We start from the raw sequence: 26,910 nt of genomic DNA, 5'->3' as shown, positions 1-26,910 counted from the left end.
CTGCAAGGGGTGTCGCCGCAGGCAGCGGCGGTGTACAGGTGCGTATACAGCGTCGTATCCGCTATGGATACAAGTTAGGGTCGCGATGTTTCACCGCCGTTCACGTCAAGAACGGCCGTATGAACTCCCGTTACCGGGTCGTAAAAAAGCCCGCACCGCCGAAGGCGGCACGAGTGAGAATTATCGAAATACATCGATATGAAGAAGGGTTCGAACATCACCGAACCGTCCTAAAGCACCAATGAACGACGTGGTTATGCTTACCGCGCAAAGCAACGCGTGACCAAAGGAGAACCGCGCATGCGCACGTACCCCCAAGCCACCGAACCCACCCCCCTGCGCCGCAAACTCATCGCCCCCGCCCTCACGGCAGTAGCAATGCTCGCCCTCGCCTCCCCCGCCGCCGCCGCACCCGCCGAAGACACCGCCGCCGACGAACCCTGCCCCTTCACCGCCACCCTCTGCCTCTTCGAAGGCGAGAACTACACCGGCGAACGCTTCACCGTCTCCTCCCTCGTCGAACCCGGCACCTGCGTCAGCCTCGTCGACCACGGCTGGGCCGGCCGCGTCAACTCCGCCATCAACACCGACCCCGACAGCGCCGCGCTCTTCATGAACGACGACTGCGTCGGCGGCCCCTACCAGGTCCCCGGCTCCAGCTCCATCGCCGACCTCGGCTCCTTCCAACCCCTCAGCGTCTGGGTCACCGACTAACGACGACGCCCCGGACCGCCGCTTGCGGCGGTCCGGGGCACGCTTCTCCCTTAGTTCTTGAGGAGCGCGAGGAAGAACTCCCGCACGTCCCCCGCCAGCAGCTCGGGGACCTCCATCGCCGCGAAGTGCCCGCCCCGCTCGAACTCCGACCAGTGCCGGATGTCGTACAACCGCTCAGCGAGGGGCCGCACCGACAGGGTGATGTCGTGCGCGAACACCGCCACCCCGAGCGGCACCCGGCACGGCTCCCCCGGCGCGCCGCGCTGCGTGTCGCGGTGCAGCCGCCCTGACGAAGCGGCGGTGGCGGTGAGCCAGTACAGGGAGATGTCGGTGAGCATCCGGTCGTCGTCCACGGGCGTGGCCGGGTCCGTCCACTGTGCGAACCGCTCGGCGATCCACGCCAGCTGGCCCACGGGCGAGTCGGTGAGGGCGTACCCGATGGTCTGCGGCGTCAGGGCCTGCAGCGCCTGGTAGGGCGGCCGGTTGGCCATGAGCTCCCGCACCTTCACCAGGCGCGCCTCGTCCGAAGCGGACAGCTCGACCCCCTCCACCGGCCGCATCGGCAGGTAGTTGACGTGCACCCCGACCACGTGCTCGGGCGCGAACGCGCCCAGCGCGGTCGACACCCCCGCCCCGAAGTCGCCGCCCTGCGCGCCGTACCGCTCATACCCCAGGCGGCGCATGAGCTCGGCCCAGGCCCGCGCGATCCGCGGGACGCCCCAGCCGCCCTCGCTGGTGGGGCCGGAGAACCCGTACCCGGGCATCGACGGGATGACGAGGTGGAAGTCCTGCGACAGCGGCTCGATCACGTCGATGAACTCCAGGAACGACCCGGGCCACCCGTGCGTGAGGACCAGCGCGAGGGCGTCCGGGTTCTCGGAGCGGACGTGGACGAAGTGGATGCTCTGGCCCTCGATCTCGGTGGTGAAGTGCGGCAGCTCGTTGAGCCTCGCCTCCTGTGCCCGCCAGTCGTAGCCGGTGCGCCAGTGCTCGGCCAGCTCTTTGAGCCGGGCGAGCGGGAACCCGTAGTCGGTCCCGGCGTCGGCGACCTCGTTGGGCCAGCGCGTGCGCGAGAGCCGGTCGTAAAGGTCGTCGAGGTCGGCCTGCGGGATGTCGATGCGGAAGGGCGTGATGTCGTTGGCGCTCATGGCGTTCACTCCAGGGGTCATATTCATTCGAACCGCTAACGTTTGATGATCTAACGATACCACATTCGTTAGAAACCCAAACGATCAGTCGCGGGTATCACACCAGACACGACAAGAGGCCGAAAACCAAACGGTCTCCGGCCTCCCACTTCCCCTGCTAGCCTCGCCCACCCCGGCACTCAAGGATCCCCAAATGCGTCTTGATCCGCAGCAGGTCATGCTCGGCGAAATGCGCCTCCAGCTGCCGCTCGATCGCCAGCATGACACGGTCGAACTCCTCCGGCTCCAGAGCCGTGAAGTCCGCTTCGGAACGGAACGCGGTCACCAGCGGCTCCGGCTCAGGCAACTTGATCTCCCCCTGCAGATCATGAAGCTCGACCGAAGCGAACCGCTCCGACAGCATCGACTGCGCGATCTCAAGCGAGAACCGCTCAGTGAGCACCGAAAGCGCCTGCCGCACTTCTCTCCCCAGCGCCGACCGCGCCGCTTCACGCCAGATCGGCAGGTACTCGCGCCTGTCATCCGAAGCGAGCGTCGAAACGAACAGGACCCCGCCCGGAGCCAGCACCCGCTGGAGCTCGTCAAGCGCAGCCGGGATATCCGGCACGTGGTACAGCATGTGCATCGCCAGCACCACCTCCGCCGAACCGTCCTCGAACGGCAGATCCGCCACATCCGCAACCACCGTCGGCCCCGGCACCGCCTCCAGAACACCCGAGGCGAGGTCCACACCGATCACCTCCGCACCGGGAAAGGCCTCACGGAGACGAACGGTGTAGCGGCCGTTGCCGCAACCGACATCGAGCACCCGCTTCGGCCGCCCCGCGATGCGCGAGATGACCGTGCCGGGAAGATCGTGATCGGGAGTCTTGTACTGGAAGAGGCGCTGACGGGCCGCGAGGCCATCATCGCTCCGGTAGTTGTCGACCGTCTGGAACCGCTCATCGGTGGTTCGTCCAGAAGCGTGCTGCATCGCATGGTCCTTCCGCGTTCTTGTCGAGTCCCGCAAACCTCACGGGCCCACTGCTTTCGCGTACCACTACTTCACGCCCGACCCCCGCGCCCCGGTTGCACCGAGGGGCAATCGCATTCCCCGCCGTCGATATCCGATTGCGGGCGAGCTGCGAATCTGCTGCGATAGCCGCAACCCGCCTCACTGAAGGAATCCACTTGCCGCCCAACGACACCGACTACGCCTCCAGTACCCGCCTCGCTGCCGAGCAGGCGCTCACCGCCTACGACCTTCCCGGGCCCGTAGAGGTCGAGCCGATCCGGTTGCTCAACAACGCGGTCTACAAGGTCACCACCGCAGACCGGCGCCGCCTCGTGCTCCGCGTTCACCGCCCCAACTACCGCCGCCCCGAACACACCCGTTCCGAACTGGCGTTCCTCGACACGGTCCACACCGACCTCGCGAACGCCGGAGTTCGCGTCCCTGCACCGGTACCCGCCAAAGACGGAGCGCTCGCCGTCGAAGTCGCCCTGCCTGAACGAACCCTCCACTGCGACCTGCTCACCTGGATCGACGGAGAAGTGCGACGCCCCGAGAACGGGCTCGGACCTAAGGGCGTCCACGCGATCGGCCGCGCCCTCGCGCACCTCCACAACGCCGCCGAGACCTTCACTCCACCTGAGGGTTTCCAGCTGCCGACCTGGGACCCCGCAGCACTGTTCACCGAAGCCTCGCCCTACCGCCCCGGTGACTTCCGCGAACTTCTCAGTCCCACCGACCTCGCCGACTTCGATACCGTCGCCGACCGGACCGCCGCACTCCTCGACCGGCTCGGCCAGGGCCGCGATGCGTACGGGATCGTCCACCACGACTACATCCTCGGCAACTGCCACCCGGCCCGCACCCCGCGCGGCTGGAGCATCGGCGTCCTCGACTTCGACGAAACGGGCTGGGGCCACTACCTCGCCGACCTCGGCCCCGTGCTCGGCAACCTCTACGACTACCCCCACTTCCCGCGCCTGCGCACCGCCCTCCTCGACGGGTACCGGACCGTCCGCGAACTCCCGGCCGAACACGAGACCCACCTGCCGCTGCTCATGGCCGCCCGCCATGCGGCCCAGTGCCTCTGGGCCGCAGGTCTCGTCCACAGCAACGGCAGCGGCGAAGTCGACACCGCCGGGCACATCGCCTGGCGCATGGGCGAAGTCCGCCGCTGCCTCGCGCTCGGCACTGACCGCTGACCGGTGGCGCGGCGGCAATAAGATCAGCACCGCCCCGCCCCCGCATGAGGTATTCGCCCGCATGCGCCGCCCGATGGAGGAACGGAACCCCTTGTCGACATTCGTGAAGGGCCTCGCCTGGACCGTCGCCTTCCTGTCCGGCGTCGCCACCATCTTCGCCCTCTTCGGCGGCCAGCAGTGGCTCGAGGAGAAAGGCTGGACCCTCGCCCCGAGCGCCGCGCAGACCACTGAGGCCGAACCCGACGAGGACCGGACCGCCACCGAGAACACCACCGGCGGCGAGCAGGAGCCCTCGGACGAGGGAGCGGGCTTCTCGTGGGATGCCGTGCTCGCCTGGTCCGAGGGCACTTTCGACAACCTGCTCTGGGGCATCGCCGCGATCGGGGGCTCGATGCTCATAGCGGGCGCGGCGGGCGCGCTCGTGCTGCACGCAACCGCCGCGCTCGATGCTGTGGGCGGTTTCTTCCTGGTCTTCCTTGCACTGCTGTGCGTCGCGGCCGTCGTCGTGATGGGCATCCTGCTCCACGCGGCCGACCCCGGCTACCTGGTCTGGTTCATCGTCCTGACCGCCGTCAGCGCACCCGTGGGCTTCCTGGCCCCGATCTTCGCCGACAGCTGAGCACGGCTCAGCGGCGCGTGTAGACCACGCCGATCTTGTCGAGCGCGGTGCCCGAGCGGCCGTGGAAGCCCGCGATCTGCCAGCCCGACGGCGCGGTGAACGTCGCGCACTCGCCCGTCACGGTTCCGCCTTCGAGCGTGCGACCGGTGCTGGTCGTGAAGCGGGCGTAGAAGATCCGCGTGTGGCCGTCGTACTTGCCCTGGCACACACGAAGGGCCGTCGGGTACTCCCCCGCAGCGAGCTGGAGCTCTTTGAGGGTGCCGCCGCTGCCGCCGTGGGCGAGTACGGTGCCGTCGGCGAGCGTCGCCCCGATCTGGTCGACGCGCGACCCCGCGCGCAGGCGCAGCACCCGGGCCGCGTCGCCCGCGTCGAGGTCGTCCACATCGGTGAAGAAGTCGCCGTGCGGCCCGCCGAACTGGTCGCTCAACGTGAAGTCGCCTCCGGTCGACCACGAGAAGTCCACGGCGATCGGGTAGTGGTCGGACAGGTTCTTCCCGGCGTCGTCCCGGAACGCGGCGTGGTCGTTGCGGAACTGGCCCGCGTCGAGCTTGACGTGGTCGCCGGAGCGGTAGAGGACCTTGTCGACGACCTCGCACTGCTCGTTCACCGTGGCGTCGTCGCAGACGAGCGCCTCGTCGCCTTCATTCGGGGCGTCGCCGCCGCGGACGAGTTCGACCCAGGCGTCGGTGAGCCCGCTGCCGGCCGCGAACTCGGCGATGCCGTCCCCGCGGGTGTACCGCGTGTTGGTGTCGCCGTAGACGATCACGGCATTCCCGGCCGAGTGCGAGGCCATGAACGCCGCGACCTGCTGCAGGTTCTTCTCGCGGGCGGCGATGTCGGCCGCTTCGCTCCCGGCGTCGGTGTGCACGTTGTACAGGTCCACCCACACGCCTTCGGCGAGGCGGGCACGCATGAACGTGAACCCCTTCGGGGTGATGCAGTCGCCCGAGCCCGAGGCGCAGTCGTCCCACTTGACGCGTTCGAAGTCCTCGAACGGGAAGTCCGACAAGGTGTTCAGGCCGTCGCCGAACGGCACGCCGCCGCTGGTCGCCGTCCGGTGCGGATGGTCGTCGGCCGCGTACAGCGCCGCGTGGTAGTTGAAGTCCTCCTGGACGTGCACGATGTCGTACGAGCCCAGGCGCGACCCGAGGATCGGCGTGTTCGTCTCCGGGTCGCCGTCGCCGAGCCCGAGCGGCAGGCCAGCGACGTTGTAGGAGAGGACGGAGAGGTCGCCGCTGAGCGCGGTCTCCTGCGCCTCGGCCGGTTCGGGTGCGGCGGTGAGTGCGAGGGCGGTGAGCGAGGTCAGCGCGGTGAGCGCCGCCAGGCGGGGCGGGAGGTGCATGTGGCTCCAGAGTCTTGCGGCCGAGGGGGCCCGGCTTCGGTTATGGCGCAATCAGATTGCCCGAATAATGCGAAATGTTCAAGACTGCCGGGAGAACCGCGCCCCGCCGGGCGGTGAACCCTCGCTCACATGGCCAGGTCGAGGGCGAGCAGCGCGATCGAGGAGGCGAGGAACGTGAACGTTAGGACCGTCTCCTTCGGCCAGAAGTTCGCGAGGACGTGCGTGTGGATCGCGCAGGTCCAGAACAGGACGAGCCCCGCCGCGGCGGCAGTGCCGACCAGCGGGAAGGCCAGGCCGGCCAGGAGGCCGAGGCCGCCCGCGGCCTTGAGGACGCCGATCGGGAAGACCAGCAGCGACTGCGGCACGTTCGCACCGTCCATGAGCGGAAGGATGGTCTTCAGGCGGACCATCGCGCCGATCCCCGAACCGAGGTTGAGGACGCCGAAGGTGATCGCGAGGACGAGGTACAGGGTGGACATGGTGGAGTCTCCTTGGTTAGTTGGCTGCGGTGAGGTGGGTGCGCGAAGCGCGCGGGTCGGTGACCGACCGGAGCATGCAGTGCGCGGCGTCCGCCCGCGAGAGCTTGAACGCCCGGGGCAGGCTGGTGCCGTAGGCGACCTGGTAGGTCCCGGTGAGCGGCCCGTCCGAGAGGTACGGGGCCCGCACGCTCGTCCAGTCCAGGCCGCTCGCCGCCAGCTGCTCCTCGGCGGCGGCGACATCGCTCATGTGCGGGCCCAGCATCGCCCGCACCAGCGGCAGCGTCACGAGGTTCATGACCGCGCCCGCGCCGGGCTCGCGCCGCAGCGGCCGCGGGCGGTTCGGCGACGCGACCGTTGACAGGCCGATCCCCGCGATGGCGACGATCCGGTGCGCCCCGGCCGCCTGCATCGCCGCGAGGAGCCGCGCGGTCCCCGCACTGACGATCCCGGTCTCGGCCTTCCCGCGCGGACCGATGCACGACAGGACCGCGTCCGCCCCGGCCACCGCCGCGATGAGCGGTTCGGCGACGGGCTCGGTCAGATCGACGGCGACCGACCGCACCGCGCGGTCGAGTCGGGACGGATCACGGACGACAGCGGTCACGTCATGGCCCGCTGCGAGGGCTTGGGCGAGCACGGCACGGCCGACCCCGCCCGTCGCCGCGACGACGGTGAGTTTCATTGGGATTCCCCCGGATTCAGTGAAGTGTGGTGAGCTTCTGCGGGTTCGTGACCGCATAGACCGCCGCGACCTGGTCGAGGCCCGGCGTCAGGTCGAGCATGAGGACGCCGACGACGCGGCCCTCGCGGATCATCAGCGCCGCAGGCGAACCGTTCACGGGACGGAACTCGACCTCGAGCCCGTCGTGACGGCGGAACCGACGGCTGACCAGCAGCGACGCGATCCGCGCGGGATCGCGCATCGGACGCGGCCCCGCCGCGGGCCCCAGGCCACCCCCGTCGCAGGTGAGGACCACGTCGGGCGCCATGAGCCCCAGCAGCCCGTCGATGTCGCCGCCCGAGACGGCCGCCATGAACCGCTCGGTGACCTGCCGGTGCACCGCCGGGTCCACATCGAACTTCGGCCGCCGCGCCTGCACGTGCGACCGGGCCCGGTGCGCGATCTGCCGCACCGACGCGGGCGTGCGTCCCAGCAGCGCGGCGATCTCCCCGTGCGCGTACCCGAACACGTCGGCGAGCACGAACACCGCCCGCTCCGCCGGGGTCAGCGACTCCAGGACCACCATGAGCGCCAACGACACCGACTCCGCCAGCAGCGCGGGCCCGGCCGCGTCCGGCGCCGCCTCGGTCATCACCGGCTCGGGCAGCCACGGCCCGATATACGTCTCGCGGCGGCGCTTCACCGCCTCCTGCCGGGCGATCGCGGCATTGATCGCCACCCGCACCACATACGCGCGGGGATGCTCGACCGGGTCGCCGTGGGAACGGCGCTCCCAGGCGAGCCAGACGTCCTGGAGCACGTCCTCGGTGTCGGCGACCGTGCCGAGCATCCCGTAGACGATGCCGAACAGCAGCTCGCGGTGCTCGGCGAACACCGCGGCAGGCGCCGAACCCTCTGGTACTGCGTTCACGGCGGCCCTCCTCTTCTCTCGGTCGCACTCCAAGAGCCGAAGAGGGCCGCCGATTGTGACACCCGGAGCGCAATCGTGACCGGGCTCGCAGTCGTTCTTCTGGTGAGAGCGCGGCGAAGCCGCGCACGCTTCAGTCTTTTTGTCTCTTTTTAAGAGCGAGGTTCTAAACCTCGGATCCGATATATATCAGAGATTTCAGGACATGCTTGCCCGGTTCAAGGACCCCTCTGAGCACCGGCAGTACCGTTGCGGGCCAGTACAAGTGCGTGCCCGGCATCGGCTCGATCAGGGCCGCCTCCCGCTCCCCCGTGCTGTCGATGAGCTCCGAACGCAGCCCCTGGCTGGAGACGGCGACGCGCGCGTCCCCGGCCTCGGCGGTGTGACCACCCCTGGGGACGCACCAGCCGCCCTCCCCCGTGTGCAGCACCCGGCCGGTATCGATCACGTGGACCCGCGCGTGCCACCCGTCGACCGCCGCCTCGAGGGAGGTCGTGATCGTCACGTCCTCCCACGGCTGCCAGTTCACCGTCAGCACGCCGTTCGCATCGATCGTTCCCTCGTCGGAGTCCTCGCGGCCCCGCCAGTGCCGCCCGTCCTCGGAGAGCAGCAGCGCCCCGTCCGGCACCGCCGACTCCAGGCCCGGCCCGCCCGTGGCGTGCGAGAACCCGGCGAGCGTCGAGTACGCGAGCTTGCCGTACGCCGCCTCGCCCGTGCGCGCCCACGGCACCCACGCCTGGCCGTTCAGGCGCGTCACGTGCCCGCTGCGGTCGCGGACATGCACGGCCCGGGCGGCCTTGTGCGGCTCCACGACCGGGCCCGGCACGGCCGCCTCGACCGTCCAGAAGGGGTGGTCGGGGCCCGCCAGGAGGCCCGCGAAGATCTTCGTCGCCCACCACGGCGAACCCGAGGTCAGGTACTGCTCGGCGACCGCGTTGTTCGGGTACGTGTACCCCACGGTGAGGCGCCCCTCGGGGTCGAGGATCGGCTTGTCCCACCACCATTCCAAGTGGCGGCGGCTGAACCCGGCGGCCTCGGCCCACGGCACCGCCTCCACGTCGGCGGCGGCCAGCGCGCCCCACAGGCAGCCCTGCGCGAACCGGTAGCCGAGGCTGCGGCCGTAGGGGACGGCGGCGCCGTCGGCACTAAACCATGAGCGGAACTTGCGGGCGAACGCGGACGCGTTCGCGACGTACCGGTCGTCCCCGGCGAGCTTGTAGTGCAGCAGTGCATAGGTGTGGAACGCGAACGGGTTGTAGTAGTCGACGCGGCCGCCGGGGCCGTCCTCGAAGACCGAGTCGCCGAGCGCGAAGTCGCCCATGCGCTCGAGGTGGCCGTTCGCGACGGCCGGGTCGTGGGCGATGCCGAGGCGTTTGAGGCCGTGTCCGGCGAAGACCGGGAAGTAGTGCCAGTTCATGTCGGCGACGGGGCCGTTGTAGGCGGCGGTGAGCCAGGCCGCGACCTTGTCCTTCGCTTTGGCGTCCAGGGGGTCCCAGAGTTTCTCGGGGGCGAGGTTGAAGGCCCAGCCGACGGCGGCGGCCTCGACGATGCGCTGCCCGCCGTTCGCGACGTCCCCGACGTACCAGGGGTCTGCGGGGTCGACGGCGCGCGCGAGGGTTTCAGCGAGGGTGGCCCACAGGTCGGCGGGGACGGCGTCCTTGGCGGCGGCCAGGCCCCACAGGGGACGGGTGAGCAGTTCGAACCAGTCCTCGGTGTGGGTGTGGTTCGACATGGTGACCGGGGTGGCGTCGGGACCGGCGGCCGCCAGCTCGGTGGCGGGCCTCCCGATCGCGAGCGCGGCCGAGGCCCACCCGGTGTAGCTGTGGTCAAGCGGTCCGAAGATGCGCTGCGGTGAAGTCACGCTGGCAGACGCTATCAACGCGGCTGCGGCGGGGCAAGGGGTCTTCTCGAAACGGGGGTGCCTGGCGGGAGTACTCGGGGCCCGTTCGCAGCGGACGGGCCCCGATGTGTCACATGTGATATGCCACTGACCCTTTCAGGCAGCTCTGGTCAGGCAGCTCGAGCCGTCGCTCCTGCGGCGTCGTCCGGTTCACCGGCGGGTGCGGAGGCCTGCAGGACCGCGTCGGGTTCGGCCGCGATCGCGAGGGCCGCGGCGTCCGGCAGGTCCGGGTGGGTCCGCTGCCAGCGGCGGGCGAGCCAGCCGAGGAAGAGGCCCACGGCCGCCATGGTGACGACCGAGCCGACGAGCGACTGCAGCCCCGGCCCGGCGATCCAGGCGATCACCAGTCCGAGGCCGACCGAGTACACGGCCCACAGGACCCCGCCGAGGGCGGCCATCCGCGCGTACGGGGGCTTGGCGGTTCCGGCCGCCGCCCACGCCAGCGCGGTGCGCCCGGCAGGGAGGAACCGCGCCACCATCGTCGTCCGGTACGGGTGGTCGGCGATGGTCGCGCGCAGGAGCGTCTCGAGTTTCGCGACTGCGCCTTTTACAACCGCCCCGGTCACGAGGCCGCGCACGGCGCGCGGGCTGCGGCGGGCGAGTCCCGCCCGCAGTGAGCGGAACAGCCGGTAGCCGAGGAACTCGCCGAGCCAGGACGCCACCGCGGCGCCGACGAGCAGCACCCCGATGAGGATCGGGTTGCCGAAGACGAGCCCGGCGGCGGCGGTCACGAGCGTCGCGCTGGGGAGCATGGGGACGAAGAAGTCCGCGACCACCATGCCGATGAGGATGAGCATCGCCCAGAAGAAGACCGTCATGGGTCCCCCGTTCGCCGATTGCCGGAGGGGACCGGGCCGGGGGCGGGCCCGGTCCCCTTCAGGCATCGGCTACTTGGACGCTCCGACGAGCTCGCGCTCGTCTTCGTGCGGGGCGTCCTTGGCGAGGTGCTCCTGGAGCTTGTCGCCTTCGACGTCGACGTTCGGCAGGATGCGATCGAGCCACTTGGGAATCCACCACGAGCCGCGGCCGATGAGGGCCATGATCGCGGGGATGATCGCCATGCGGACGATGAACGCGTCGAAGATGACGGCGGACGCGAGGCCGAAGCCCATGGCCGCGATCATCGCCTCGCCGCTGAAGATGAACGCCGCGAAGACGCTGATCATGATGAGCGCGGCGGCGACCACGACCCGCGAGGAGTGCCCGTAGCCCTCCACGATGGCCTGCTTCGGGTCCGCGCCGTGCACATAGGCCTCGCGGACACGCGTGACCAGGAAGATCTGGTAGTCCATCGCGAGGCCGAACACGAGGCCGATCATCAGGATCGGCATCATCGACATGATCGGGCCGGGCTGGTCGACGTTGAACAGCTCCGCCATCCAGCCCCACTGGAAGACCGCGACGAGCGCGCCGAGGGCGGCGAACACGCTGAGCATGAACCCGAGCGTGGCCATGATCGGCACGAGGATCGAGCGGAACACCAGCAGCAGGATGAGTGCCGCGAGGCCGACGACGATGAGCATGTACGGCAGCAGCGCGCTGTTGAGGTTGTCGGAGATGTCGATGTTCAGCGCGGTGGCACCGGTGACGGCCCAGTCCGCGTCGGCGTCGTCGGCGAGGACGTCGCGGATCTCGTGCACGAGCTCGTTGGTGGCGTGGTCGGACGGTCCGGTCTCCGGGATGAGGGTGACCATGACGGTGTCCATGTCGGCGTTCGGGAACGCCTGGCCGACGACGGCGATGCCGTCGATGCCGTTGAGCTCGTCGGTGATGTTCTGCGCGGCGGTCATCGCGTCGACGCCGTCTTCGAGGTCGCCCACGATGATGAGCTGGCCGTTGAAGCCTTCGCCGAAGCCCTCGCTGATGAGGTCGTACGCCTGGCGCTGGGTGGTCTCCTCACCGGAGGACCCGGCGTCGGGCAGGCCCAGTTCGAGGTCGAGCGCCGGGTAGGCCAGCGCGCCGAGGCCGACGATGCCGACGAGGGCCACCACGATCGGGTGGCGGGTGACGAACCCGGCCCAGCGCTTGCCGCCGTTGGGCTTCGCGTCGTGGCGGCCGTCGGCGATGCGGCGGCGCTGCCGCTTGGTGAAGATCCGCTTCCCGGCGAACCCGGCGAAGGCCGGGAGCAGGGTGACGGCGATGAGCACGGCGATGACGACGGTGACGGCGGCGGCCACGGCCATCTCGGTCAGGAACGGGATGTTCACGACCGACAGGCCCAGCAGCGCGATCACGACGGTGAGGCCGGCGAAGAACACGGCGGAACCGGCGGTGCCGACGGCGCGGCCCATGGCCTCGGCGCGGGCGGCCTTGTCTTCGACGCGGCCGTCCTTGGCGAGTTCGGACCGGTAGCGCGAGAGGATGAACAGCGCGTAGTCGATGCCGACGGCGAGCCCGATCATGGACGCGAGCGTGCCGGTGGACTCGCTGACGTTCATGAACGAGGTCGCGGCGAGGATGCCCGCGGTGGTGAGCATGACGCCGAGGACGGCGGTGATGATCGGCAGGCCCGCCGCGAGGAGGGCGCCGAAGGTGATCACGAGGACGACGAGGGCGACGGCGATGCCGATCAGCTCGGTCGTGCCGGTCTCGGGCATGGCCTGGAGGACGTCGCCGCCGACTTCGACGCGCACGCCGGCGGCCTCGGTGTCGGCCACGGCGTCTTCGAGGTAGTCGATGGTGCCCTCGTCGAGCTCCATGGACGGCTCGGCGTAGGTCACCTGCATGACGGCGATGTCCTGGCCGTCAGCGGAGATCATGCCGATCGGGTTGCCGGCTTCGTCGGTAGCGAACGGGCTGGTGACCGACGCGACCTGCGGCGAATCCTCCATAGTGGCCGCGAGCTCGTCGATGACGGCCTTGTTCGACTCCGCGGTGAGCGGTTCGCCGTCCTGGGACTCGAACACGATCTGGGCGCTGCCGCCGTCGGCGCTCGCCTCGGGGAAGCGTTCTTCGAGGAGGTCGAACGCCTCCTGGGACTCGGTGCCGGGGAGGACGAACTCGGGGTTCGTCTCCTGCTGCATGGTCGCCGCCGCGGCGCCGACGCCGCCGACGATGAGGACCCAGACGACGAGGACGAGCCATCGCAGTCTGAAGGACCCTCTGCCGAGGCGGTAGAGGAAGGTGGCCACGCTGGGTGCTCCTTACAGGGTTCGCCTTCCGGCCCCGCCGCACAGCCGTTCGGGGAACGGCGGGTGTGCGGCGGCGGGGCCGGTCGGCTCGGGTGGTGTTCGCCGACGGCTTCGGCGGCGGGTTTCCTGGTGTGTTTCAGCTATGGGTTGTGGTTATGGGTCTGGAGATGCCGACCTCGAGCTGGTCGAAGGCGGCGGTGATGACGTCTTTGAGGTGGCGTCCGCGCGGGTTCGCCAGCCAGTCCTCGTTGGAGGTCTTCATGGCGACGAGGGCGCTGCCGAGCACGAGCCTGGGGTAGAGGTCGTCCGGGGAGGTGCCGGTCGCCTCGGCGACGATCCCGAGCGCTTCGGCGAACAGCCCCATGAACTGCCCGGCCTGGTTCTTGATGAGCTCGGGCGAGTTGCGGACGAGCTCCTCGCGGCACTGCATCTGGGTGAGGTCGAACCGCTCCTCGATGTGCATGCTGATGGCGCTGTCGCGCAGGGCGTCCCAGATGGGCTGCCGCTGCGCGCGATGGCGGAGCTGGTCGAGCAGTTCGGCCGTGGTCTCGTGGAAGTCGTGGAGGAAGGCCGCTTCCTTGTTCGGGAAGTAGTTGTGGAAGGTGCGGGTGGACACCCCGGCCTCGGCCGCGATCTCGTCGGCCGTCACGGCGTCGAGACCGCCCTTCTCCACGGCGAGGCGCAGGGTGGCCTCGCAGAGGGCCGCCTTGGTGGCGGCCTTCTTGCGTTCGCGGAGTCCGGACTGGTCGGCCATGTGAGCAACCCTAGTTGGGGTTACTCATGTTTACAAGATGCAAATGAAGAAATTTTGCAGCAGGCGCAAATTTTCCTGCAGCGAAGGTTTTACGTGAGCGGGGCCACGCAGGTGACGCCCGGGACGGTCCACTCGGTCACCGGCTCGGGCCCGCCCGCCGGGTCGACCCGGACGACCGCGCCGGAGTGCTGGCATGCGACCAGGAGCGTCCCGTTCGCGGTGAGCACGGCGTCGCGCGGCCAGGCGCCCCCGACCGGGACCGAGCGCACGAGCGACCCGTCGGCCGGGTCGACGACGGCGACCTGGTCGGTGCCGCGCACCGTGACGTACACGAGTCCGCGCTCGGGGTCGGGGACCACGGCCGCCGGAAGCGGCTGCGGCGCGTCATCCTCAAGGCCGATGTCGGGCAGGGCCGCGAAGTCGGCGACCCCGCCGCCCGGCAGCGGCACCGGCCGCTGGAAGGAGAAGACGGCCGAGCGCTCGTCGAACGTGCCGACCGCGACCGCGTTCGCCAGCTCCCCCACGATGACCGCGCGGTCCCCGAGGAACGCGAGGTGGCGCGGGCCGAAGCCCGGTTCGAGCTGGGTGGTCGCGGCGGGGCTGAGCCTGCCGTCCTCGCCGAGGTCGAACGCGTGGACGCGGTCCGAGCCCAGATCCACGGCCAGGACGCGTCCCATGTGACATACCACTTGGTGCGCGTGCGGTCCGGCCTGGCGTTCCGCGTCCGGGCCCGACCCGGAGAGCTTGAAGACGTCGGCGGCCTCGCCGAGCGTGCCGTCCTCGCCGATCGGCAGGACCGCGACCGAGGCGCCGCCCCCGTCGCCGTTGCCGTAGTTGGCGACCAGCAGCCAGCGCCCGCTCGGGTCCACAGTGGCGTGGCAGGGGTTGTTGCCGCCGGTGGACTGGCCCTGGCCGACCCGGTCGAGCGTGAAGTCCTCGCCGAGGCGCCAGGCCGCGGCGAAGCCCGGCTCGGTCTCGGTGAGGGTGTAGACCGCTTCGGGGCCGACGTGGACCCACGAGGGGTTGACCACGGCCGCCGCCGCGCCGAGACCGTCGGGTCCGGCCACGACGAGGCCCGGGCCGCCTTCAGTGGTGTAGTCGCCAAGGAGGTACCGCATGGGCCCGATCCTAGCGGCCCGGCAGGGGGACGACGCGGGCTCGGGCTCCCGGGCGGTTCGGCGCGCCGAACCGGGAGGGTTCAGTGGAGGCGGCGTCGCCGCCGACCGGCAAGCCCGCCGCGCGGGCCCCGTTCCCGGGTCCGGGCTCGGCGCGGAGGAGACGGCGCCCGCTCCGGCTCCTACACTTGGGGGTATGGCCGAGGACCGCAAGACCGACGCGCAGTGGCGCGAGCAGCTCAGCCGCGACGAGTACAAGGTGCTGCGCCAAGGCGGCACCGAAGCGCCGTGGACGGGCGAGTACGTCGACGAGAAGCGCCGGGGCGTCTACCGGTGCCGCGCGTGCGGCTCCGAGCTGTTCGCCTCCGACACGAAGTTCGACTCCCGGTGCGGCTGGCCCTCGTTCTGGACGCCCATGGCCGGGGACCGCGTGCGGCTCCTCGAGGACGACAGCCTCGGCATGCGACGCACGGAGGTGCGGTGCGCCAACTGCGACTCGCACCTGGGCCACGTGTTCTACGGCGAGGGCTGGGACAACCCGGACGACGCCCGCTTCTGCATCAACTCGATCAGCCTGACCCTGGAACCGGTCGACGGCGCCGAGTAATCGCGGCGGGCCGATCGCCTTGGGCCCCTTCCGCTCAAGGCAGTGCCATATCACATGTCACACATTCTGGCCGTGCCGATCGGGCCCGGCTGCGCCCGGGCGCCCTCGGTCGGGCTCGCGCCTCCCGACTAAGCTCACCCTCGTCCCCTGCTCCCCTAATCAGAAGCGAGGCCGAGGGTGGAACCCGGGAACCTGATCGCTGGCCGTTACCGCCTAGAGCAGCGCCTGGCCGCGGGCGGCATGGGCGCGGTGTGGCGCGGCACCGACACCCGGCTCAACCGCGTGGTCGCCGTCAAACTCCTCCATTCAGGACTCTCCGGCAACGACCGGTTCCGGGCCCGCTTCCACCAGGAGGCGCAGGCCGTAGCCCAGCTCCAGTCGCCGGGGATCGTCAGCCTCTACGACTACGGTGAAGAGCACGCGCCCGAAGGACTCGTCTCCTACCTCATCATGGAGCTGGTGCGCGGCCAGGCGCTCGACACCGTGCTGCGCGAGCGGGGCCGCCTGTCCCCCAACGAGACCCTGCGGATCATGGCCTCGGCCGCCGAAGCCCTCGACGTCGCCCACCAGGCCCACATCATCCACCGCGACATCAAGCCCGGGAACCTGCTCGTCGGCACCGACGGCAGCGTCAAGATCGTCGACTTCGGCATCGCCGCCGCCAAGGGCGGCGCCGGGCTGACCGAGACCGGCACTGTCATGGGCACCCTCGCCTACGCCTCGCCCGAGCAGCTCCAGGGCTCACAGCTGACCGGCGCCACCGACCTGTACTCGCTGGGCATCGTCGGCTACGAATGCCTCGCCGGGCGCCCCCCGTTCGCGGGCAACGAGCCGACCGCCGCGATCGCCGGGCACCTCACCGGCCAGCCCGGGCCGCTCCCTCCCGACGTCCCGCAGCCGGTCGCCCAGATCATCATGCGCTGCTTGGCGAAAGACCCCCGGCAGCGTTTCGCTTCGGCGGCCGAGTTCGCCCAGGTCTGCAAGTCCGGCGGCATGGGCGGCGGCACGACGGCGATCCTCGCCCCCTCGCCGAATCCGTACGGGTCCTCCCCGCAGTCGTTCCAGTCCACCCAGGTCATGACGCCGGGCGCGGCACCCGCGATGGCCGCCGGCGTCGCCGCCGCCCACACTTCGGTGCAGCCGGTGCAGCACGACGAGTACGGCTCGCCCGCGACCGGCCAGTACCGGGCCGGCGGCGCGCCGGATCGCCCGCTGCCGCCCCCGCGCGAGGCCGAGGAGCCCCGGCGCAACCCGACCGGCCCGATCCTGGTGACCGTGGCGGGCATCGCGGTGCTGCTGGTCGTCCTGTTCATGCTGAAGCCGTGGGACAAGTCCGCCGACGAGAACGACACGACCGCGGGCGAGAACACCGGAACCACCTCGCAGGCCGAGGCGACCGAGGAGGACACCGAGGCCGCCGAGGAGACCAGCGACGACTCCGGCGGCGAGGAAGACGAGGACAACTCGGAGAACGACAACGGCAACGGCAACAACGACGAGGACAACTCCGACGAGCAGACCGCCGAGGAAGGTCCGCAGCTCACCGAGCTCGAGGACTTCTCCGGCTGGGACGTCAACGACGCCCTCGACGAGCTCGCCGCGCAGGGGTTCACGGACGTCACCGCGACCGAGACCTCGCCGGAATCCGACGAGCACAGCACGTGTGAAGTGCTGTACCAGACCCCTAACGGCGGCACCGAGGTCGGCTACGACACGGCGATCACCCTCGAGTACGTGGCCAATGACGCGATCTGCCCCGCCGGCAACGTCTCCGGCTGAGCCGCAACGCGAATGAGGGCGGCGACCGCGATACGGTCGCCGCCCTCAGCGCTTTTGTCGTACCCGCCTGGCACCCTTGACAACGGGGGCCCACGAATGTCCGATTTGCCGGGAACCGCCGTTCGCATTGGGCAGCGCGGCTCGGCGTGCATGCGCTCACTCCGTCCGCTCGCCGCACCCGACGGGTCTCGGCGAGAATGGTCGGCATGCCGCAACCGCCCGCGCTGCCCGAGCTGCCGATCCGCGAAGCCCTGCCCGCCCTCCTGGAGGCCGTGGCGCGCACCGGGACCGCGGTGCTCGCCGCGCCGCCCGGCACCGGCAAGACCACGCTCGCGCCGCTCGCCCTCGCGGGCCTCATCTCTGTCGACAGCGGATTCAGCAGCTCCACCGGTGGCAGTACCCCTAGCGGCTCCAATGGCGATCCCGAAAGCTGGAATGCCGCGTCACGTGTGACACGTGATATGCCACAGCGGCGCGTCCTCGTAGCCGAGCCGCGACGGCTCGCCACCCGGGCCGCCGCAACGCGGATGGCCGCGATCCTCGGCGAGAAGGTCGGCGAACGGGTCGGGTACCAGATCCGGGGCGAGACCCGCCGGTCCGCCGCCACCCGGGTCGAGGTCGTGACCACCGGGGTGCTTCTCAACCGGCTCATCGCCGACCCCGAGCTCCCGGGCGTCGACCTCGTGGTGCTCGACGAATGCCATGAGCGCCACCTCGAAACCGACACCGCGTGCGCGTTCCTCGCCGAGACCCGCCAGGTGCTGCGCCCTGAGCTCGGCCTCGTCGCCGCCTCCGCCACCGCCGACATCGGCCTCTGGACCGGCCTGCTCGGCACCGGCGGGTCCCCCGCGCCCGCCGTCAGCTCCGAACCGATGCGCTACCCCGTCACGATGCACTGGGCCCCGCCGCGCGAACGCGTCAACGCCCCCGACGGCCTGCGCGTCGACCAGCGGTTCCTGGCACACGTCGCCCACACCGTCGAACGGGCCCTCGACGCCGGCGACGGCGACCTGCTCGTCTTCCTCCCCGGCGCCGCCGAGATTCGTCGCGTCGCTGAGCGCTTGTCGCACTTGCCAACTCAAAACCTCGGAGTCGATATATATCAATTGCACGGTTCGGTTTCGTCGGCTGAACAGGACCGTGCCATACGTATCGGGGCGCGCCGCAGGATCGTCCTCGCCACCGACATCGCCGAGTCGAGCCTCACCGTGCCCGGCGTTCGGATCGTGGTCGACGCGGGCCTCGCCCGCCGCCCCTTCATCGACCACGCCCGGGGCCTGCCCGGCCTGACCACCACCTACGCCTCCCGGGCCGCAGCGGACCAGCGCGCGGGCCGCGCCGGACGCGAAGGCCCCGGCGCGGTCTGGCGCTGCTGGAGCGAACCCGAGCACGCCCGCCGCGCCGCCCAGCCCGCCCCGGACATCGCCTCCTCCGACCTCACCGCGTTCCGCCTCCAAGCCGCCTGCTGGGGCACCACCGTCGCCGACCTGGCCCTCCCGGGCCCGCCGCCCGCCGGAGCCGTCGAAGCCGCCGAATCAACGCTGGTCTCCCTGGGCGCCATCGACTCCGACGGCATGGCCACCGAGCGGGGCCGGGCCCTCGCGCGGATGGGCGTCCACCCGCGCCTCGCCCGCGCGCTCATCGACGGCGCCGCCCGCGTCGGCACCGAGAAGGCCGCCGAAGTGGCCGCCCTCCTCAACCTCGACCGCCGCGCGAAGGGCGACGACCTCCTCGCGCAATGGCGGCAACTGCGCACCAGCCGCGACCGCCAGTGGGAAGCCGAGGTCAAACGCCTCAAACGAGCGCTCGATGCAGTCGCAGGCGCGCCGGGAACCGACGGGACCGGATCGGCCGCAGGGCAGTCCGGTCGGCCCGGCATCGGCGCGAACGGCGATCCGTCACGCGTCCGCCAGGGCGGTTTCGCCGTCAGCGACGACGAGGCCGCCGCCACCGTCATCGCCCTGGCCTTCCCCGAGCGCGTCGCACGACGCCAGGGCGGCGCGGCTCCCGGCAAAGCAGCGGAAGCGACCCGTCCCGGCGGGCCGACCGCGGCAGGCCAGTGGCGAACGGTCGCGGGGACCGGCGCGGTCGCCGCCGAAGGCTCGCCGCTCGCCGGGAGTCCGTGGCTGGCCATCGCCGACGCCGACCGCTCCCCCGGGCGGGCCGCCGCGCTCATCCGCGCGGCCGTCCCGATCGACGGCGAGCTCGCCTGCGAGCTGGTGGGCGACAGCGTCGGCGAACGCGTCGAGTGGGACACCGAACGCCGGGACGTGGCCGCGCGGCGCGTCCGCTCGCTCGGCGCGATCGAGGTGTCGTCGCAGCCGCTGCGGCAGGCCGACCCCGGGCTCGTCGCGGCCGCTCTCGCCGAGGGCCTGCGGCGTGAAGGGCTCGGGCTGCTGCGCTGGTCGGAGGAGTCCAAACGGCTGCGTGAGCGCATGGCGTTCTGCCGCAAGGCGGTCGGCGAACCGTGGGCCGACGTCTCCGACGCGGCGCTCACCGGGAGCACCGACTGGCTGGAGCCGTGGTGGTCCAGGGCCGCACGCCGGTCCGATGTGGAGCGCATCCCGGTCGGGCAGGCCCTGCGGAACCTGCTGCCGTGGCAGGCCGGCATCGACGAGACCGCGCCCGAAGCGCTCGCGGTGCCCACCGGCCGCGAGGCCCGCGTCGACTACTCGGGCGAGGCGCCGGTGCTGGCCGTCAAGCTCCAGGAGATGTTCGGCGCGGTCGACACGCCGCGGATCGCGGGCGTGCCGGTCCTGCTCCACCTGCTCAGCCCCGCCGGGCGGCCGCTCGCGGTGACGGCGGACCTCAGGTCGTTCTGGGAAGGCCCCTACCAGGACGTGCGCAAGGAGATGCGCGGCCGCTACCCCAAACACCCGTGGCCGGAGGACCCGTACTCGGTGGCGCCGACCGCGAGGACCAAGCGGCACCTGCGCTGAACAGGGCCCCAGCCGCTAGGCGGCGGGGAGCCACTCGGGGAGCCACTCGTCAATGGGCAGCAGCATGTACGTGCCCCAGAGGGCGGCGGCGATCGTGGCGAGGGCGAACAGGAAGATCCAGCCTCCGGCGGGCATGGCGGTGATCCCGGCGAGCTGGTCGGCGTCCGACTGGCCCGAGCCGCGCTTGCGGCGGCGCCGCGAGCCCAGTTCCAGGACCGGCTTCACCGACCCGAGCAGCAGCAGCCACACGCCCGCGTAGGCCGCGACGGTCTGCACGATCGCGTTGCCGTACCAGGTCGCGGCGAACACGCCCGCGCCGACGACGATCAGCGCCAGGGCGCCGTACCAGTTGCGGATGAACACGAGCATGACCGCCAGGAGTCCCAGCGTGATCCACAGGAGCAGGACGATGCGCCCGGCGCCGGTGAGCGCGGCGGCGCCGAGCCCGAGGGCGGCGGGCGCGGTGTACCCGGCGAAGAGGGTCATGGCCGCGCCGAACCCGGTGGGCCTGCCGCGGGAGAACGTCAGTCCCGAAGTGTCGGCGTGGAGGCGGATGCCGGTGAGGCGGCGGCGCATGAGGACGGCCATGAGCGCGTGCCCGCCTTCGTGCGCGATCGTGACCAGGCCGCGGGCCCAGCGCCACACGGGCGCGTAGAGGACGGCGGCGGCCGCGGCGGCCAGGCAGGCGAGCATGACCCACACGGGCGGGGCGTCCTGGGTCTGGGTGAGGGTGTCGACGACGGTCTCGATGGTTTCCACTGGGCCTCGGCTAATCGGGGTGAATCGGTCGCGCGGTGAAGGATGATCGTAGCCGCGCCCGTATGGTAGAGGTGGTAGAGGCACCTCCTCGTGGAAGGACGGCCCCCATGGGCACCGACGACCGCCCCGATCCTCACCTGAGTTTCCTCGAGCTGACCGACAAGATCGTCGAGGACCTGGCGATGCACAACCTCAAGGCCCGCGAGAAGCTGCGGGAGGGCATCGCGTGGCTGGAGGCGCGCCGCGAGGACGCCGACGCGGCCGAGAACGCCGACATCGAGATCCTGCTGGCGCAGTGCCACGACGCGCTGCAGCGGATGGAGTCGCTGCGGGGCGCGTACCAGGACGTGCGGGCGATCAACGCGGCGGCGCACGCCGAGCACGTGGAGTGGATCGAGAAGCGGATGCTCGGCGGCACGGAGTCGCCCGAGGAGCGGCGGGACCGGCAGCGGCGCCTGGAGCGGCTGCGGCAGGAGCGCCAGGCGCGGCTGGGCGATCTGCAGCGGCGGTCGCGGGAGGCCCAGCAGCAGCCGCCGCAGGCCGAGGGCGACGAGGGCGCGCGCTGAAGCGACGGCACCGGCCGAGGTGACCGTTAACCATGGGCTGCAAGGGCTTACCTGCGGCGATACCCGGTTCGGCCGATAACGGTTCGGCCACGACCCATTGACATGTACCGATCCGTTCGGTAGGAATGAGACCTGAACCGAATGAGAGAGCGCTCTCTCATGATCGATCTGAACCCAGATCAGATCCGAGAGAGCGATCTCTCGAACCCTCGGCAAAGGAGCCGTCATGGCACGAGTGCAGACCTCCGAACGACAGCATCCACCCCGACTCACCCGGCGCGGGCTCGCCCGCGTCGCCGCCGCCCTCACCGCGGGCGCGGCAGTGCTCGCGGCAGCGGGCCTCACCATCGCGAACGCCAGCGCCCAGGAAGGCCCCGAGGCCGCGCAGACCTGGGACCTCGTCTGGTCCGACGAGTTCAACGGCGCGGCCGGATCGCAGCCCTCGACCTCGAACTGGATCTACGACCTCGGGCACGGCTACCCCGGCGGGCCCGCGAACTGGGGCACCGGCGAGATCGCCGCCCACACGAACAACCCGGCGAACGTCTCCATGGACGGCAGCGGGAACCTGAAGATCAGCGCGCTGCGCGACTCGGCCGGGCAGTGGACCTCGGCGCGGATCGAGACCGTCCGGGCCGACTTCAAGCCGCCGTCGGGCGGGACGCTCAAGGTCGAGGGGCGGCTGCAGCTGCCGCAGGTCCACGGCGATGCGGCGCTCGGCTACTGGCCGGCGTTCTGGTCCATGGGGGCGCCGTTCCGCGGCAACCACTGGAACTGGCCGGGCATCGGCGAGATCGACTTCATGGAGAACGTGAACGGTCTGGACTGGACGTTCGGGACGCTCCACTGCGGCGTGGCGCCGGGCGGGCCGTGCAACGAGTTCAACGGGCTCGCCGGGCAGACCTACTGCGGCGGGTCGTGCCACAACGGCTTCCACACGTACGGGATGGAGTGGGACGAGTCGGGGGCGGCGGGCCAGCTGCGCTGGTACGTCGACGGGACGCTGTTCCACACGATCGACGAAGGCAGCCTGCCTGCGGACACGTGGGCGCAGATGACCGACCACGCCGGGTACTTCCTGCTGCTGAACCTGGCGATCGGCGGGGCGTTCCCCGACGGGGTGTCGGGGCAGGCGACGCCGACGGCGGCGACGGTGCCGGGGCATTCGATGCTCGTCGACTACGTGCGGGTGTTCACCGCCGGGGGCGGCGGCACCGGGGAGCCGACCGATCCGCCGACCACGGGCGACCCGGGCGGGACGCGTGACGCGTACGCGACGATCGCGGCGTCGTCGTTCAATGCGACTTCCGGTGCTACTGCGGGCGGTTCGTCGATCGGCCCGCTCGGCAACGGCGACTGGGTCCGGTACGACGACGTGGCCTTCGGGTCGACGAGCCCGCTGGACTTCGTCGCCCGGGTCGCCTCGGGGGCCGGGGGCGGGGTGAGCGGCCTCGTGGAGGTCCGGATCGACTCGGCGACGGCGAGCCCGATCGGGTCGTTCGCGATCGCGAACACCGGCGGCTGGACCTCGTGGCAGGACGTGCCGGGGAACGTCGCCTCGGTGACCGGCACCCACGACGTGTTCCTCACGTTCACGTCGGGCCAGTCGCAGGACTTCGTGTCCGTGCAGGAGTTCCGCTTCAGACACTGATCCCGGCGGCGCGGCCGTGCCCTCCTTCCGCGCGGCCGCGCCGACTACCAGTCCTTACCGCCACGCCCTTCTGTCACCCGTTCGGGGCAGTGGCACATCACATGTCACACGTGACGCATCAGTGCCGACAGGCGCTGTGCGGCGCGAGTGGGCAGGGCCCCGAGGCGAGCAGCTTCGCTCCGGGGCCCGCGGTCCGGGCCAGAGAGCGCTCTCTCGATTGCGCTCTCAGCCCGGTGCGAGACCGGCCCGGCCGCGACGGCGGCGGCCAGGCCACCCGTTCCCCGCAGCCGTTGCGGGGCGGCAGATCATCCCTCACCACCCAGAGAACACAGTGGAGAACCACCGATGAACACCAGACCGATCCGCGCCGCCATGGCGGCGGCCGCCGCCGCGGCGCTCGCGCTGACCGCCGCATGCTCCGGCGGCGGGGACGACGGCGGCAAGATCACCCTCAGCGTCGGCCTGTTCGGCGACTTCGGCTTCGGGCCCCTCTACGAGGAGTACACGAAACTGCACCCCGAGATCGAGTTCGAGGAGCGCATCGCCGAGTTCGCCGACCACCACACCAACCTGACCACCCACCTCGCCACCGGCTCCGGCACCGCCGACATCGAAGCGGTCGAGGTCGGCTACATCTCCCAGTACACCGCCCAGCCCGACCGCTTCCACAACCTCCTCGACCTCGGCGCCGCCGACCTCGAAGGCCAATGGCTGGACTGGAAGTGGCAGCAGGCCCTCGCCAAGGACGGCGAGTCCCTGATCGGCCTCGGCACCGACGTCGGCGGCATGGCCATGTGCTACCGCCGCGACCTGTTCGAAGCGGCCGGGCTCCCGGTCGAGCGCGACGAGGTCTCGGCGCTGTGGGCCGGGTCCTGGGAGGACTATGTGGCCGTGGGCCGCCAGTACTCGGAGGCCACTGGTGGCGACTACTTCTTCGAGTCCTCGGGGAACATGTTCCGCGCCATGGTCGAACAGGCCGACGAGGGCGTCTACGACCGCGAGGACAACCTCGTCGTCGAGTCCAACCCCGCCATCGGCGCGGCCTGGGACCTCACGGTCGAGGCCATCGAGGCCGGCATGTCCAACCGGCTCCAGGCCTGGACTCCCGAGTGGAACGCCGGGTTCAACGAGGGCACCTTCGCGACCATCATCTGCCCCGCGTGGATGACCTCCTACATCGAGACGAACGCGCCCGACTCGGCCGGGCTCTGGGACATCGCGACCGTGCCCGGCGGCGCCGGGAACATGGGCGGCTCGCACCTCGTGCTGCCCGCCCAGGGCGACCACCCCGAGGAGGCGTACGCGTTCATCGAGTGGCTCACCGCGCCCGAGCAGCAGCTCAAGGTGTTCGAGTCGACCGGGAACTTCCCGTCCACACCGGAGCTGTACGAGGACGCCGCGCTGACGGGCATGACGAAGACGTACTTCAACGACGCCCCGGTCGGCCAGATCTTCACCGCCGCAGCCCAAGCGGTCCAGCCGCAGTACCAGGGGCCGCTCCAGGGCGACGTGCTCGCGACGATCGGCCAGGGCCTCGGCCGCATCGAGGACGGCAGCCAGACACCCGAAGAGGCCTGGAGCCAGGTCCTCGGCGACCTCGAATCGTTCTAGCCCCCAGGGAGCGGGACCGGCCGGGCACGCCTCCCGTACCCGCCGGTCCCGCTCCCCAGACCTGAAAGCGACCTGATGACCATCGCCGCCAAGCGCACCGCCGCCCCGACCGGGCGGTCCTCCCCCACCGGGGGCCGCCGCTTCCAGCAGCTGCGCTACCGCCTCGACCTCAAGGCCTCGCCCTACCTGTACATCGCCCCGTTCTTCGCGCTGTTCGCCGTGTTCGGGCTCTTCCCGCTCGCCTACACCGCGTGGGTGTCCGCACACGAGTGGAGCCTGCTCTCGGACGAGCACGCCTTCCTCGGCCTGGGCAACTACCAGGCGCTCTTGAGCGACCCGTACTTCTGGAACGCCCTGGGCAACACGCTCTCGATCCTGCTGCTCGCCACGGTCCCGCAACTGCTGGCCGCGCTCCTCCTCGCGCACCTTCTGACCCTGCGGCTGCGCGGGCAGACGTTCTGGCGCATGGGCATGCTCCTGCCGAACGTCGCCTCCGTGGTGGCCGTCGCCGTCATCTTCAGCCAGCTGTTCGGCCGCGACTTCGGCCTGGTCAACTGGGTCCTCGAATCGCTCGGGGCCGGACGCGTCGACTGGCAGTCCGGCAGTGCCACGTCACATATCGCCATCGCGGTCATGGTGGCGTGGAAGTGGACCGGCTACAACGCCCTGATCTACCTCGCCGCGATGCAGGCCGTCCCGCGCGAGGTCTACGAGGCCGCCCACCTCGACGGGGCCTCGCGCATGCAGCAGCTGTTCCACGTCACCGTCCCGATGATCCGTCCCACCATCGTGTTCACCGTGATCGTCTCGACCATCTACGGGCTGCAGATCTTCGCCGAACCGCAGCTGTTCGGCGGCGGCGGGCCCAACGGCGTCACCGGCGGCGCCTCCCGCCAGTTCCAGACCCTCACGCTCTACCTGTACGAGCACGGCTTCAACCGCGGCTTCGAGTTCGGCTATGCCTCCGCCGTCGCGTGGACGATGTTCCTCGTCATCGTCCTCGTCGCCCTCCTCAACTACCTGTTCATCCGCCGCATCAGGAGCGACTCATGACCCGCCCCGACCTCGCCTCCCCGCCAGCGCCCGCCCGGGGCGCCGCCGACTCCCGATGGGCCGGCCGCAGTGCCTTGCCGGGCCGGCCGGCCCATCGGGCCCGGGCCCGGCTGCGGGCGCTGCGCGAGCAGCCCGGCCGGCTCGTGTACCTCACGCTCACCGCGGTGCTGTTCTTCTCCGGCTTCCCCCTGTACTACAGCTTCGTCGTCGCCTCCCGCGACAACTCGGCGCTCGCGCAGGTCCCGCCGCCGGTCCTGCCCGGCGCGAACCTCGTCGAGAACGTGGAGCGGGTCTTCGCGACGGTGCCGTTCGGTACGGCACTGTGGAACTCGGTGGTCGTGAGCGGCACGGTGACCGCGTCGGTGGTGTTCTTCTCGACGCTCGCCGGGTTCGCGTTCGCGAAGCTGGAGTTCAAGGGCGCCAAGGTGCTGCTCCTCGCGGTGGTCGCGACGATGATGGTCCCGGTGCAGCTGGGCGTGATCCCGCTGTTCATGCTCATGATCGAGCTGGAGTGGACGGACACGCTGTGGGCGGTCATCGCGCCGGGCCTGGTGAGCGCGTTCGGGGTGTTCTTCATGACCCAGTACCTGCGCGGCGCGCTGCCGGGGTCGCTCATCGAATCGGCCAGGATGGACGGCGCCTCGACGTTCCGGATCTTCTGGCAGATCGTCATGCCCGCCGCGCGTCCGGCGGCCGTGGTCCTCGGCGTGCTCACGTTCCTGACCTCCTGGAACGACTACTTCTGGCCGCTGATCGTGCTCTCCAGCCCGGAGCGGCAGACCGTGCAGGTCGCGCTGTCGACGCTCAGCGGCGGGTACGTCACCGACCAGTCGTTGGTGCTGACCGGGACGATGCTGGCTACGCTTCCTCTGCTGGCGGTGTTCGCGCTCTTGGGCAGGTACATGATCAGCGGGATCATGCAGGGCGCGGTCAAAGGCTGAGACGTACGGAGGCGGAAGGC

The 26,910-nt window shown here is 70.7% G+C and carries 23 protein-coding genes; 11 read left to right on the top strand and 12 right to left on the bottom strand.

All coding sequences use genetic code 11. The features are described 5' to 3' along the window. The first annotated feature begins 300 nt into the window (after positions 1-300). Entirely contained in the window at positions 301-714 is a 414-nt protein-coding gene (locus ACZ60M_RS12065) for a peptidase inhibitor family I36 protein (RefSeq protein ID WP_465417341.1), read from the top strand. Positions 715-764: 50 nt separating this feature from the next. Here the strand turns inward: ACZ60M_RS12065 and ACZ60M_RS12060 are convergent, their stop codons facing one another. Both ACZ60M_RS12060 and ACZ60M_RS12055 read right to left on the bottom strand, forming a co-directional pair. Then, a complete protein-coding gene (locus ACZ60M_RS12060) occupies positions 765-1,862 on the bottom strand; it encodes an epoxide hydrolase family protein (protein ID WP_465417339.1) in 1,098 nt (365 codons plus the stop codon). Positions 1,863-2,019: 157 nt separating this feature from the next. Continuing rightward, positions 2,020-2,835 (bottom strand): class I SAM-dependent methyltransferase, encoded by an 816-nt coding sequence (locus tag ACZ60M_RS12055; RefSeq protein WP_465417337.1) that lies wholly within the window; start codon positions 2,833-2,835, stop codon positions 2,020-2,022. Positions 2,836-3,032: 197 nt separating this feature from the next. On the opposite strand from ACZ60M_RS12055, the gene ACZ60M_RS12050 reads away from it, so the two are divergent. Both ACZ60M_RS12050 and ACZ60M_RS12045 read left to right on the top strand, forming a co-directional pair. After that, the gene (locus tag ACZ60M_RS12050; protein ID WP_465417336.1) at positions 3,033-4,055 is read left to right on the top strand and encodes a phosphotransferase enzyme family protein; all 1,023 of its coding nucleotides are present in this window, start codon (positions 3,033-3,035) and stop codon (positions 4,053-4,055) included. A 91-nt stretch (positions 4,056-4,146) separates the two neighbouring features. After that, the gene (locus ACZ60M_RS12045) at positions 4,147-4,674 is read left to right on the top strand and encodes a hypothetical protein (RefSeq protein ID WP_465417334.1); all 528 of its coding nucleotides are present in this window, start codon (positions 4,147-4,149) and stop codon (positions 4,672-4,674) included. A gap of 7 nt (positions 4,675-4,681) precedes the next feature. Here the strand turns inward: ACZ60M_RS12045 and ACZ60M_RS12040 are convergent, their stop codons facing one another. The 9 genes from ACZ60M_RS12040 to ACZ60M_RS12000 all read right to left on the bottom strand — a co-directional run bounded on the left by ACZ60M_RS12040 (position 4,682) and on the right by ACZ60M_RS12000 (position 14,987). Beyond that, positions 4,682-6,016, bottom strand: a complete 1,335-nt coding sequence (locus tag ACZ60M_RS12040; protein ID WP_465417332.1) for a jacalin-like lectin — start codon at positions 6,014-6,016, stop codon at positions 4,682-4,684. A 125-nt stretch (positions 6,017-6,141) separates the two neighbouring features. Continuing rightward, positions 6,142-6,495: a DoxX family protein gene (locus ACZ60M_RS12035; protein ID WP_465417331.1), complete on the bottom strand. Its 354-nt coding sequence runs from the start codon at positions 6,493-6,495 to the stop codon at positions 6,142-6,144. Between the two features lie 16 nt (positions 6,496-6,511). Continuing rightward, the gene (locus ACZ60M_RS12030; protein WP_465417330.1) at positions 6,512-7,177 is read right to left on the bottom strand and encodes an NAD(P)-dependent oxidoreductase; all 666 of its coding nucleotides are present in this window, start codon (positions 7,175-7,177) and stop codon (positions 6,512-6,514) included. Between the two features lie 16 nt (positions 7,178-7,193). Next, on the bottom strand, positions 7,194-8,087 hold the full coding sequence (locus tag ACZ60M_RS12025; RefSeq protein WP_465417329.1) for a sigma-70 family RNA polymerase sigma factor: 894 nt from the start codon (positions 8,085-8,087) through the stop codon (positions 7,194-7,196). Between the two features lie 163 nt (positions 8,088-8,250). After that, positions 8,251-9,945, bottom strand: coding sequence for a DUF2264 domain-containing protein (locus ACZ60M_RS12020; RefSeq protein WP_465417327.1), 1,695 nt, complete (start codon positions 9,943-9,945; stop codon positions 8,251-8,253). Positions 9,946-10,094: 149 nt separating this feature from the next. Then, entirely contained in the window at positions 10,095-10,802 is a 708-nt protein-coding gene (locus tag ACZ60M_RS12015; RefSeq protein WP_465417325.1) for a DedA family protein, read from the bottom strand. A 69-nt stretch (positions 10,803-10,871) separates the two neighbouring features. Then, positions 10,872-13,115, bottom strand: a complete 2,244-nt coding sequence (locus tag ACZ60M_RS12010) for an MMPL family transporter (protein ID WP_465417323.1) — start codon at positions 13,113-13,115, stop codon at positions 10,872-10,874. Between the two features lie 136 nt (positions 13,116-13,251). Beyond that, complete coding sequence (locus tag ACZ60M_RS12005) at positions 13,252-13,869, bottom strand: acyl-CoA-like ligand-binding transcription factor (RefSeq protein WP_465417321.1); 618 nt, start codon at positions 13,867-13,869, stop codon at positions 13,252-13,254. An 89-nt stretch (positions 13,870-13,958) separates the two neighbouring features. Further along, positions 13,959-14,987, bottom strand: coding sequence for a lactonase family protein (locus ACZ60M_RS12000; protein WP_465417320.1), 1,029 nt, complete (start codon positions 14,985-14,987; stop codon positions 13,959-13,961). A gap of 193 nt (positions 14,988-15,180) precedes the next feature. Here ACZ60M_RS12000 and msrB point away from each other — a divergent pair, with 193 nt between their 5' ends. From msrB to hrpB, 3 genes are all read left to right on the top strand, one after another. Beyond that, positions 15,181-15,591 (top strand): peptide-methionine (R)-S-oxide reductase MsrB, encoded by a 411-nt coding sequence (msrB, locus tag ACZ60M_RS11995; protein WP_465417318.1) that lies wholly within the window; start codon positions 15,181-15,183, stop codon positions 15,589-15,591. 177 nt (positions 15,592-15,768) lie between these two features. Then, entirely contained in the window at positions 15,769-17,370 is a 1,602-nt protein-coding gene (locus ACZ60M_RS11990; protein ID WP_465417316.1) for a serine/threonine protein kinase, read from the top strand. A gap of 206 nt (positions 17,371-17,576) precedes the next feature. Next, positions 17,577-20,309 carry an ATP-dependent helicase HrpB gene (gene hrpB / locus ACZ60M_RS11985; RefSeq protein ID WP_465417315.1) on the top strand — a complete coding sequence of 911 codons (2,733 nt, stop codon included), beginning with the start codon at positions 17,577-17,579 and terminating at the stop codon, positions 20,307-20,309. A gap of 15 nt (positions 20,310-20,324) precedes the next feature. Here hrpB and ACZ60M_RS11980 read toward each other — a convergent pair whose 3' ends face one another. Further along, a complete protein-coding gene (locus ACZ60M_RS11980; protein ID WP_465417313.1) occupies positions 20,325-21,068 on the bottom strand; it encodes a M50 family metallopeptidase in 744 nt (247 codons plus the stop codon). 107 nt (positions 21,069-21,175) lie between these two features. On the opposite strand from ACZ60M_RS11980, the gene ACZ60M_RS11975 reads away from it, so the two are divergent. The 5 genes from ACZ60M_RS11975 to ACZ60M_RS11955 all read left to right on the top strand — a co-directional run bounded on the left by ACZ60M_RS11975 (position 21,176) and on the right by ACZ60M_RS11955 (position 26,890). After that, entirely contained in the window at positions 21,176-21,634 is a 459-nt protein-coding gene (locus ACZ60M_RS11975) for a hypothetical protein (protein ID WP_465417311.1), read from the top strand. Positions 21,635-21,860: 226 nt separating this feature from the next. After that, positions 21,861-23,285 (top strand): glycoside hydrolase family 16 protein, encoded by a 1,425-nt coding sequence (locus ACZ60M_RS11970; RefSeq protein WP_465417309.1) that lies wholly within the window; start codon positions 21,861-21,863, stop codon positions 23,283-23,285. Positions 23,286-23,630: 345 nt separating this feature from the next. Further along, positions 23,631-24,896: an ABC transporter substrate-binding protein gene (locus ACZ60M_RS11965; protein WP_465417307.1), complete on the top strand. Its 1,266-nt coding sequence runs from the start codon at positions 23,631-23,633 to the stop codon at positions 24,894-24,896. Between the two features lie 75 nt (positions 24,897-24,971). Then, positions 24,972-25,949, top strand: coding sequence for a carbohydrate ABC transporter permease (locus ACZ60M_RS11960; RefSeq protein ID WP_465417305.1), 978 nt, complete (start codon positions 24,972-24,974; stop codon positions 25,947-25,949). Next, positions 25,946-26,890 carry a carbohydrate ABC transporter permease gene (locus tag ACZ60M_RS11955; protein WP_465417303.1) on the top strand — a complete coding sequence of 315 codons (945 nt, stop codon included), beginning with the start codon at positions 25,946-25,948 and terminating at the stop codon, positions 26,888-26,890. The genes ACZ60M_RS11960 and ACZ60M_RS11955 overlap by 4 nt, the downstream gene beginning before the upstream one ends. The last annotated feature ends 20 nt before the right edge of the window (positions 26,891-26,910 follow it).

The sequence above is a fragment of the Glycomyces sp. NPDC050141 genome (assembly GCF_055586545.1).
The sequence above is the reverse complement of the archived record's forward strand: the minus strand, read 5'-3'. Positions and strand labels throughout refer to the sequence as shown.

Coding starts and splice junctions, on each gene's coding strand:
- ACZ60M_RS12065 (WP_465417341.1), top strand. CDS start 301: ATGCGCACGTACCCCCAAGCCACCGAACCCACCCCCCTGCGCCGCAAA.
- ACZ60M_RS12060 (WP_465417339.1), bottom strand. CDS start 1,862: ATGAGCGCCAACGACATCACGCCCTTCCGCATCGACATCCCGCAGGCC.
- ACZ60M_RS12055 (WP_465417337.1), bottom strand. CDS start 2,835: ATGCAGCACGCTTCTGGACGAACCACCGATGAGCGGTTCCAGACGGTC.
- ACZ60M_RS12040 (WP_465417332.1), bottom strand. CDS start 6,016: ATGCACCTCCCGCCCCGCCTGGCGGCGCTCACCGCGCTGACCTCGCTC.
- ACZ60M_RS12035 (WP_465417331.1), bottom strand. CDS start 6,495: ATGTCCACCCTGTACCTCGTCCTCGCGATCACCTTCGGCGTCCTCAAC.
- ACZ60M_RS12030 (WP_465417330.1), bottom strand. CDS start 7,177: ATGAAACTCACCGTCGTCGCGGCGACGGGCGGGGTCGGCCGTGCCGTG.
- ACZ60M_RS12015 (WP_465417325.1), bottom strand. CDS start 10,802: ATGACGGTCTTCTTCTGGGCGATGCTCATCCTCATCGGCATGGTGGTC.
- ACZ60M_RS12005 (WP_465417321.1), bottom strand. CDS start 13,869: ATGGCCGACCAGTCCGGACTCCGCGAACGCAAGAAGGCCGCCACCAAG.
- ACZ60M_RS12000 (WP_465417320.1), bottom strand. CDS start 14,987: ATGCGGTACCTCCTTGGCGACTACACCACTGAAGGCGGCCCGGGCCTC.
- msrB (WP_465417318.1), top strand. CDS start 15,181: ATGGCCGAGGACCGCAAGACCGACGCGCAGTGGCGCGAGCAGCTCAGC.
- hrpB (WP_465417315.1), top strand. CDS start 17,577: ATGCCGCAACCGCCCGCGCTGCCCGAGCTGCCGATCCGCGAAGCCCTG.
- ACZ60M_RS11975 (WP_465417311.1), top strand. CDS start 21,176: ATGGGCACCGACGACCGCCCCGATCCTCACCTGAGTTTCCTCGAGCTG.
- ACZ60M_RS11970 (WP_465417309.1), top strand. CDS start 21,861: ATGGCACGAGTGCAGACCTCCGAACGACAGCATCCACCCCGACTCACC.
- ACZ60M_RS11965 (WP_465417307.1), top strand. CDS start 23,631: ATGAACACCAGACCGATCCGCGCCGCCATGGCGGCGGCCGCCGCCGCG.
- ACZ60M_RS11960 (WP_465417305.1), top strand. CDS start 24,972: ATGACCATCGCCGCCAAGCGCACCGCCGCCCCGACCGGGCGGTCCTCC.
- ACZ60M_RS11955 (WP_465417303.1), top strand. CDS start 25,946: ATGACCCGCCCCGACCTCGCCTCCCCGCCAGCGCCCGCCCGGGGCGCC.